The organism is Microcoleus sp. B13-B6 (genome assembly GCF_036705405.1).
Lineage (GTDB): Bacteria > Cyanobacteriota > Cyanobacteriia > Cyanobacteriales > Microcoleaceae > Microcoleus.
This window is the reverse complement of record NZ_JAUBUJ010000180.1, coordinates 1-9,313: the sequence shown is the minus strand read 5'-3', so window position 1 is coordinate 9,313 and position 9,313 is coordinate 1. Positions and strand designations below refer to the sequence as shown.

Below are 9,313 nucleotides of genomic sequence, written 5' to 3'. Positions count from 1 at the left end.
TTTGCCAACAATAGCTCAAAACCTTTGCCCTACTTATTCTGAGTATTTATACTTATCGCAAAAGTGACACGCTCCCAGTGAATTCGCCTGTGAGTCTTTAAAAAATTGGTGGAATAATTATGGTAAAGCAGCCTACCCTAACGCTAATTCTATCTTGGCGAAATGTGATGGGGGAGGTAGTAATAATGCTAATCATTATATTTTTAAAGAAGATTTGCAGAAATTAGTTAATGAAATAGGAATTGAGATCAGAATTGCTCATTACCCTCCTTATACATCTAAATATAATCCGATAGAACATCGACTTTTTCCTCATATTACCAGGGCTTGTCAAGGAGTAATTTTTACAAGTTTAGAATTAGTCAAAGCTCTCGTAGAAAAAACTCACACTAAAACGGGACTATCTGTAGCTGTAAATATCCTTAATAAAGTTTATCAAACTGGTAGGAAGGTAGCTGATAACTTCAAAAATACTATGCAAATTGTTTTTGACGAATATTTGCCAAAATGGAATTATCGAGCCGTACCCCAACCTGAGTAATTCATTAAGTTATTTATTTTTCATTCCTTAACTTGTGAGGAATGACCCCACATCCGTCCAATTATCAGAGGAAAAGCAGGAAAGCCCGTAGAGTTTGGAGCCAAACTGTCAGCGAGTTGCAATGAAGGATATGTATTTCTAGACCGGATAAGTTGGGATAACTTTAACGAATCAGGAGACTTAAAAGCACTCATTTGAAGCATTTAAAAATTACACAGGATACTATCCAGAATCAGTCCATGCAGATCGCATTTATCGAACAAGAGAAAACCGAGCTTGGTGTAAAGAAAGAGGAATTAGAATTAGTGGCCCCCCTTTAGGAAAGCCACCAGCAAATGTTAGTAAGGAAACCAAGAAACAAGCCTGGGAAGATGAAAGAATTCGTAACTCTATTGAGGGCAAATTTGGGACTTGCGAAAAAGAAGATTTAGCCTGAATCGGGTGATGGCAAAACTTGATAATACTTCCGAAACAGCCATTGCTATTACTTTTTTAGTAATGAACCTTTCTACCTGGTTAAGACGGGTTTTTTGTGCGTTTTTATGTCACAAACCGAAAATCACACCTATTTACGGTTCAATGATTATTAAAAGCTATAGCAGGGCAAGTTATAGTCAACAAAAAGTTATGTTTCGCCGAGCTTGAATTGCCCATCAAGTGCGATGCCTACGGCTGGCTACGCCTACGCGATTTTTTCTAACTTATTCAGCAAGCCCTACTTACCTGTCTCAATTTAGCCCCTGCAAGGGCAGGCATTTTGCCTGCCCCACCAACAAAATTATTTTTGAAGAGCTAGCCTTTGTTTAAACTGCCGCCAGTAAGAGCCTACTGGTGATTTTCCGAACATAATTCGCAATTTTTTCATAATTCCCATCTGCGACTGTCCATAATAAAGTGCCTGAGCAGGAATCCTTTCGGCATCAGAAAAACCCACATTGATAAAGCGTTCAATTCCTTCTCGCTTCAGGTATTTTTGACGAGTCTTCTGCAAGCGCTCTTCGTGAGTATTTGTATGAAATACCGTCCAGTTCGGATCTTCTGCCTTACATAAGCTGTATTCCTTGTGGCGTTCTACGTACTGCTCGAAAGCGAGTTCCCATAAATATCTGTCCTGATTAGTCGCCTTAGCTGGATTCTCACCTTTGAAGCCAGACATAATAAAATCCCCAGCAAATTCATGGGTTGCCGCCATAAATTTACTCCGCTTCATCAGAGCAAAATTCAGACTACACTTGTCGCTAAAGTACCACCCCGGCCAGGCGTCGTGGTGCTGCGATGGCAGATTGAATGAACCGCTAACCGAGAAAACATCATCGCGTTCGAGATAACCAATCGCTTCCTCTAACCAACCATCGTGGCCCTTTCGGTAGGGCAAGGTGTCAACGTGGAAAAATAGCAAGTAAGGTTTACTCGCGATCGCCCCCGATGTATATTCTTTTATATAACCAGACTCCATCCCCCCATGATTATCTTCGTGATTAGACTGGATTACCTGCAATTTGTCAATCAAACCTTCTTCAAACAATTGCCAGTATACCCTTTGAGTTTTGAGATCGCTGCCACAATCTACAACGACAACTTCACCAGGTTTACCCCCTAAAAACTGAAACCAATCTTGGAGAATGTCAGCAAATACTAAAGCATCCCCAAAGTTGGATGTCACCATTGAAATTTGGTCGAGGGTGTTCAGTTGTGGAATCATAAGCAAATGCCTCACACTTCATAATATAAAAAGCAGAAATGATTTAAAAGTTTAGCAAAAAATTAGCAATTTTTCGGCTTCCTCCTAGGTAACCTGGCAACATTAATTACATAAAGACTCTTGACTAAGCAAGGCTTGCAGGCCAGATTTGGGTATCCACTCAATAAATCGGGGTAAATCGCTCAGTGACGAGCCTCTTTCCGGGAGCAAAATCCTTCCCGACAGGGTAGTCTACCCCGATTTATTGAGCGGAGACAGATTTTGTGCAATTAATTCTACACAACTACTATAGCCTTTCTCAGATAGGTGAGGTATGACTCGGAGCGGAGTTTTTTGTCTGTATCTCGCTTACTATATAACGACCATAAGAGGGCTCTCATCCCAACAACGTACCTCATCTTTCTGAGAAAGGCTATACCAGCATAGAGTGCTTTGACATCTCCCTCGCCTGAAAAGGCAAGGGGATTAGTAAGACCATAATCGTAGTCTTAAAGCTGTGGACAATTCGCTTCTACACGCTCAAAAACAACTACCAGTACAAGAGGTATGCAATTACGCTTACTTTTATCTTGTTTTGCTTTCCTTCGGCGGTTGAAACAGCAGAAAAGTCCATCCCCGTGTCTGTAGCCCGGGGATTCCGTCTCGTTTTTTGGTGAATTACTCGTTACCCAGCTACATTACCTGTTCGACTTCAGCAATTTCTGGGATAGCCTCGCGCAGGCGACGTTCAATGCCCATTCTCAGAGTCATTGTGGAACTCGGGCAAGAGCCGCAAGCTCCTTGCAGTCTCAGGTGTACCACTGGGCCGTCAATTTCTACGAGCTCGACGTTGCCACCGTCGGATATCAGGTAGGGACGCATTTCATCGAGAACTGTTTCGACGTTATCTCTGGTTAGTGCTAGTGTCATATTTCGCCTCTGTGATGATTTCTTGCAGTTGATAAAAGTTCGATTTGACTCAAGGGCAGCATTCTCAACCCGCGCGGGATTTAAGAAACCGGGTTTCTTGACAAAAGACTTGCACGCTCAGGTGAGCTGGCTACAGGAAACCCGGTTTCTCTCACGCTGATGCTCGATTTCAATTCGCTCTCTGGTTCGATCGTAGCGTTACTTGCCGCCAAATCAAGTTGATTCTGATACGTTATCCAAAAAAACCCGTTTTATTTAAGAAATCGGGTTTTTGAGGCCGCTACACTACTGCTGGTTCTAGCAGTTTGACGTTGGAGTAGTTGAACTCGGTTGTTGTCAATTGACCTTTTTCTTTTGATCGAACTACTTGCTTTGTCATGACATAATAGTCGCCTATCTTGTCAAAGGTATCTTCAAATTCGAGTTCTTTGATGATTTCGTCTGTTTGGGGGTTGCGGAAAACGGCATCGTAGTGGGTTGCCAAAGAACCTTCGGGTGTCTCTAAGCTTTTATGCGTGTCAATTACGAAAGCCATGCGGCCCATCACCCGGCTGACTTGACAAATTGAGAGACCTCGGACTTTATAGTTAGACCCCATTGAGTCGCCTTGCACCAAGATGTCCACAGCGTCTGTGCTGTCCTTCTCGCCGAGGGTGAAGCTATTTTTGCCGTGAGATTTTTCAAATGTCGAGCGTTTGCGGTGGGTGACAATATCGCGCATTTGGGTGTAGACGCTTTGCTGCACTTCCTCGTCTTCAATGCCCGTGACTTCCACGCTCATGTCGGGTTTGATCCAAACATGACCCGTATATACTTCGTCGCCCTGTTTGAGTTCAATATCGGCACTGTAACCGGGAAAATTGGCATCCCAGGTATAGCGGTGTTCGTAAGCAGCGCGAAACAAATCGCGAGCGTTGGCTTGCTCTGTCATAAATCCCTCTTTCTCTTGACACCCATCTAGTTTAGCTTAACCGCGAGAAGCCCCACATTCACTGGGTAGGGGAGTTACCCGCACTCCTAGCGAGCACTTCTTGGGGGTGCGGCTGGGCTGGCAATTAGGGCGCAACAAGAATTTACCGCAAAAGTGGGTATAAAGCCCCGTCCTTCTAAGACGGCTTTAATTTCTACAATTTGTAAATAATTGTTAAATAGGTAGATTTTGTGGGTAAAAGTTGCAGTAAAAATAATGATAAACTATTCCCATGATAGTATTAGAGTTTAAGTTGAAAGGCAAAGCGGAGCAATATCGGATCATGGACGAAATGATTCGGACGGCTCAATTTGTCCGAAACAAAACTCTTAGACATTGGATAGACAATCAAGGAATTAAGCTGGTAGACCTATACAAACAGTGTGCCATTATGGCGAAAGAGTTTGAATGGGCAGGCAAGCTTAACTCGACGGCACGTCAAGCTTCGGCGGAGCGTGCCATTTTTGCTATAGGGCGTTTTTTTGCTAATTGCAAAGCAAAGAAACCAGGGAAAAAGGGATTCCCGCAGTTCAAAAAGCACACTCGTTCCGTTGAGTACAAACAATCGGGTTGGTCACTTTCTGCCGACAAAAGATGTTTAACATTTAAAGACGGCTTCGCTGCTGGGAAGTTCAAGTTGGTTGGTAGTCGGGATTTGTATTTCTACGCGCCAAACGAGATTAAACGAATCAGAGTCGTGCGTCGTGCCGACGGATACTACGCTCAATTTTGTATCAATGTGGAACGGAAAGAGGAAGCTATTTCCACTGGTAAAGCCATTGGAATAGATGTCGGATTAAACCATTTTTATACTGATAGCGATGGCGAAACAGTTCCTAATCCTCGGTATCTCCGCAAAAGCGAAAAAGCTCTGAAGAGATCGCAGAAGCGAGTTTCTCGGAAAAAGAAAGGTTCTAAAAATCGAAAAAAAGCGATCAACAAGTTAGGAAGAAAACACCTGAAGGTCAGTAGACAGCGTAAAGACTTCGCCATTAAGACGACGCCCGGCGCGGTGAAATCTAACGATTTTGTAGCCTACGAAGACCTTCAGGTGCGGAACATGGTTAAGAACCATAAACTCGCTAAATCAATTAGCGATGCTGCGTGGTCACAGTTTGCTCAATGGTTGGAATACTTTGGAAAAGTGTACGGCAAAACAGTTATTGCTGTTGCTCCTCAGTACACATCTCAGGAATGTTCAAACTGTGGCAACCTGGTTAAAAAAACTCTGTCAACTCGAACCCATATTTGTGGTTGTGGTGTGGTGTTAGATCGCGACCATAATGCCGGAAAAAATATTTTGGCAAAGGGATTGAAGCAGGCAGGAATCAATTTAAATACGGTGGGGCACACCGAAATTTACGCTGGGGGACAGACCGATCTCTACTCGCTGATGGTAGCCAAACAGAGATAAGTTCGACTGGATGATCCAAGAATCCCTGCGCCTTTAGGCAAGGGAGTGTCAATTTCTCTATCGGTTGCTATGATCGGAAAATAAAGTCCCAAAATGCCTGGTTATTGAGAGCGCGATGGGTCGCAAGCCACACACCAGTCTTAGTTATGGGTTATGTTGAAAAAACTTGTGTCCGCTTTTTAGGGGTTGCACCCGCAGGCAACTATTAGATTCCCCCCTTAATAAAATGCTAGAAACTGTCTACAAACACTTAGAAACATTGCAGGAACAAGCTAGAGAATTGCCACCACCGCAACAGGCAATTCTCACGGAAACTCTGGAAATTTTATCTAATTCTTTGCAGGAAATTGCAGCAGATCGCCTGTTGGAAATGGCGAGATATAACGAAGTAAAGCTGGTTGAAATCGAAAAAAAAAATCGCCTCTTGGAACGCACTGTAGCCCAGCAAGTAGGGCAAATCAGACAGCTACGGGAGCAGTTGGAAAAACAAATTAGCCAGCACCGCAGGGACAATCAAGGATTAATTAAAAGTGAAGCCAAACTGCAAGCTATGCTGCGTAATTCTCCCGATCTAATTAGCATTGTCGGCTCCGACGGGCGAGTTCGATATCACAGCGGAGCCCTACAGCGGCTTTTGGGTTACAACCCAGAAGAAAGAATTGGCAAATTTCACGGCGAGTTAATCCATCCAGACGATTTGCTGGCTTGGCAGACGTATTTTGGTAAGTTGTTAGAATCTCCCGGCATTGGGGGGGCAATCGAATATCGGAAACGCCATGCTGACGGTTCTTGGATCTACATGGAGTCGGTAGGTAACAGTTTGCTTTGCGATTCGAGCGTGCAGGGAATTATAATTAATTCGCGGGAAATAGGGGAACGAAAGCAAGCCGAAATCGCAGTCCGAGAGTCGGAACTCCACTACAGAGTTATGTCGCAAATTACTTCGGATTTTGCCTATTCTTTTAAGGGACTGCCCGACGGCAAGTTCGCCTGCGAGTGGGCGACAGAAGCTTTTGAGCGCTGCACAGGGATCGTTCCTGAAGAATTAGAATCGTTTGGTTGGTGGAACTCCGAACTCGTTCATCCTGACGACAGGGAAATGTTAATTAAACAATTAGAAGGCTGTACTTTCAGCCGCACTGGAGCTAATGAGTATCGCATTCTTAATCAAAAAGGCGAGGTGCGCTGGGTGCGGGACTACTGGCAAGTGGTGTGGGACAAAACTGCTGAACGGGTTGTCCGTTTGTGGGGCGCTTGTCAGGAAATTACCGATCGCAAGCAAGTAGAATTGAAACTGCAACTCGTTAACCAAGTTTTGCAAGCCCAGATAGCATCGGCGCCGCTGGCGATTAACTGTACCAGCAATGACGGCAATACCGTTGTTTGGAACCGCGCCGCCGAACAACTTTTTGGCTGGACTGCGGCTGAGGTTTTAGGGAAACCTTTACCGAATATTCCTCAAGGCCAAAAGCAAGATTTTTACGCCCTGCTAAAGTCTGCGTCTAATGGCAACCCGCACAACGGTTTGGAAATATCTTTGTTGAAAAAAGACGGTAGTTCGATCGATGTTTGGCTTTGGGCCGCACGCGTGCGAGATGCGGGCGGCCAGACTGTCGGCAGTATCAACATATTTTCTGATCTTTCAGAACGCAAGCGCATAGAGGAAGAGCGCCAAAAACTAGCAGCGATGAAAGATATGGAGGAACCTTTTTGGGCGCGCTATGTCAGCCCTCCGAAAACTACGAAAAAAAAGGGCGGTGGGTAATTCTCTCAAGCACAATTTAAAAGCATTAAAAGTGCAAAAGTGCAATCTTATGCTTGCAATAAGCTGCTACGCATCTAAATTGAATACAGAGACGGGCTCTCCTGCCCGTCCCACAAGAATTGTAGAAAAATTGACTGTCAAATTAGATGCACAACAGCTTATCCTTTCCGGTCAAATAACCTATTTGATGGGAGTCGTTCGAGCGGACATAATATGATAAATACACCGGGCTACCACCTGTAGTAGTTGCTCTGCTGTACTGTGTAAAACTATTTTTCCCTAAAAATAATTGATGAACCAGCTATCGAATTTATTGAGGGAATCTATCGATAAAGTGTCAGCTTTTTTCTGGGTAAAACTTGTGGGCACGGTAAATATTAGACTTGTCAAAGACGCCACTCGAAGGTTTACTGATGCCCAGATTTTTCCTGGTTCCTGAAAGTGGCTAACTCTGCGTGAGTTTGGCAAGCTTCACTTAACTCAATGTAATCTAAGATATTGGAAATTACCTGAGAAAGGTGGATAGCCGAACGGTGAGCTTCTTCGATAAAATCTCTCTCCTCTATGGGATCGTCAGCTTGGTCGTCTATGGTTAGTTGTAGATAGCCGATGATGTGATTTAGGGGAGTGCGGAGCTCGTGGGACGCTTTCAACAAAAATTGCTTTTTGAGCTGGGATAGTCCTTGTACTCGCTTGCTGCGCTCTTGGTAGAGGGTGGCGAGGGCGATCGCACTTCCTACTTGCTCGGCAAGTTCTTGTGCGAATTCGATCTGGCATTGAGTCCAAGGTCGATCGGTCTTACCCTTCCCCGACGATCGACCTTTGCACTGATGCAAGCTAATTATGCCGTTAGGTTGCTCTTGGTAAGCGGTAGCCACCACTAGCAGCGACTGCGGCCCAAAAGAGTCATTGGCTGCAAAGGACTCTACTACCACCGGTTCGAGGGTGGCTAGAGCTTGAAGGAAATGAGGTGCTGCTGTGAGCGAGATTTCCATTCCCAGCATCGGTAAAAATGGTTCTTGGCAGTATTCAGCAGCTACTTTGACTTGCAGACTAGAACTTTCATAGGGACAAAGGATGCAGCGGCTGACGCCTAGTGTTTCTCCCAGACTGTTAACTGTTTGCTGCCAGATGGTATGGAGATCCAAGGTTCGACGAATATTTCTGCCAATTTGGAGTAAAAGTTTTTGCGATTGAGCTGATATTTGCTGATTCATAGCAACCCCTTTTCTACTAGACTGGCAAAAGTTTACCACTCCGGCAACAGAGCAGGGAGTTACTGAATTTGCCAGCCTGCCGCTGTCCAACTTATGAATTACGTAATTCTACTTAAATATTGCCACAGACCGTCAAACATTACTAAGTATTTGCGGTGTCTTTACAATATCTTTATAATTTTCACATAGAAGGGAGAGCATCCTGTTTTCTTAAAAATCCTTGACAGTAGGGGATTGGAAAGCTGAATCAGTGCTAAAAGTAGCCATTAAGTTCTTGTAAAGTTGGCGGTTTATGGGGGTTTACTCGGAGGTGTGATCTTCCAGCCGACAGATTAAAGATTAGCTGTTATCCGTATCCCCCGGATTTGATTTATGCCAATTCTGGGTGGGGATCGGAAGTGGCGGGGGTGAGGAATATGAGTCCAAAACTCCCAAGGAGGGAGCTGGGCGACGGATAAAAGTCAATCGATTTTAGATTTTAGATTTTAGATTTTAGATTTTAGATTTTAGATTTTAGATTTTAGATTTTAGATTTTAGAATTGAAGCATTGAAGCATTGACCCCACGGATAAATACGTTCGGCAAGTTTCATCGGATACAGGTTTTTTATTTCTGGGTCCTGAGTCTGCGAAGGAATGAATCACGTGGCGGGTATCCTGGATGCTTTCGGTCAAAATTGATACGCTGGTGGGCGATCGAACTGTGTTTGTAGAATAATTATAGTCATTTCAAATAAGTATGAGACACTAGACTTCACAATAAGCACGAATAATTTCATCAAGAGATGTGCCAGGA

The 9,313-nt window shown here is 44.1% G+C and carries 6 protein-coding genes and 2 pseudogenes; 4 read left to right on the top strand and 4 right to left on the bottom strand.

What is annotated here, in order from left to right:
- Window positions 1-85: 85 nt before the first annotated feature.
- Window positions 86-541, top strand: a pseudogene (locus tag QUB35_RS37630) (ISAzo13 family transposase); the annotation flags it as partial.
- A gap of 45 nt (window positions 542-586) precedes the next feature.
- Window positions 587-1,186 (top strand): annotated as a pseudogene (locus QUB35_RS37625) (transposase); the annotation flags it as partial.
- A 133-nt stretch (window positions 1,187-1,319) separates the two neighbouring features.
- Here the strand turns inward: QUB35_RS37625 and QUB35_RS37620 are convergent.
- The 3 genes from QUB35_RS37620 to QUB35_RS37610 all read right to left on the bottom strand — a co-directional run bounded on the left by QUB35_RS37620 (window position 1,320) and on the right by QUB35_RS37610 (window position 4,083).
- Window positions 1,320-2,243: a hypothetical protein gene (locus QUB35_RS37620; protein WP_333147993.1), complete on the bottom strand. Its 924-nt coding sequence runs from the start codon at window positions 2,241-2,243 to the stop codon at window positions 1,320-1,322.
- Between the two features lie 672 nt (window positions 2,244-2,915).
- Window positions 2,916-3,152 carry a NifU family protein gene (locus tag QUB35_RS37615; RefSeq protein ID WP_006632519.1) on the bottom strand — a complete coding sequence of 79 codons (237 nt, stop codon included), beginning with the start codon at window positions 3,150-3,152 and terminating at the stop codon, window positions 2,916-2,918.
- A gap of 280 nt (window positions 3,153-3,432) precedes the next feature.
- Window positions 3,433-4,083 (bottom strand): DUF3386 domain-containing protein, encoded by a 651-nt coding sequence (locus QUB35_RS37610; RefSeq protein ID WP_333147991.1) that lies wholly within the window; start codon window positions 4,081-4,083, stop codon window positions 3,433-3,435.
- Window positions 4,084-4,354: 271 nt separating this feature from the next.
- On the opposite strand from QUB35_RS37610, the gene QUB35_RS37605 reads away from it, so the two are divergent.
- Both QUB35_RS37605 and QUB35_RS37600 read left to right on the top strand, forming a co-directional pair.
- Window positions 4,355-5,536 (top strand): transposase, encoded by a 1,182-nt coding sequence (locus tag QUB35_RS37605; RefSeq protein WP_333147989.1) that lies wholly within the window; start codon window positions 4,355-4,357, stop codon window positions 5,534-5,536.
- A 226-nt stretch (window positions 5,537-5,762) separates the two neighbouring features.
- Window positions 5,763-7,301, top strand: coding sequence for a PAS domain S-box protein (locus QUB35_RS37600; RefSeq protein ID WP_333147987.1), 1,539 nt, complete (start codon window positions 5,763-5,765; stop codon window positions 7,299-7,301).
- A gap of 407 nt (window positions 7,302-7,708) precedes the next feature.
- Here QUB35_RS37600 and QUB35_RS37595 read toward each other — a convergent pair whose 3' ends face one another.
- Window positions 7,709-8,518 carry a GAF domain-containing protein gene (locus QUB35_RS37595; RefSeq protein ID WP_333147985.1) on the bottom strand — a complete coding sequence of 270 codons (810 nt, stop codon included), beginning with the start codon at window positions 8,516-8,518 and terminating at the stop codon, window positions 7,709-7,711.
- Window positions 8,519-9,313: the final 795 nt, after the last annotated feature.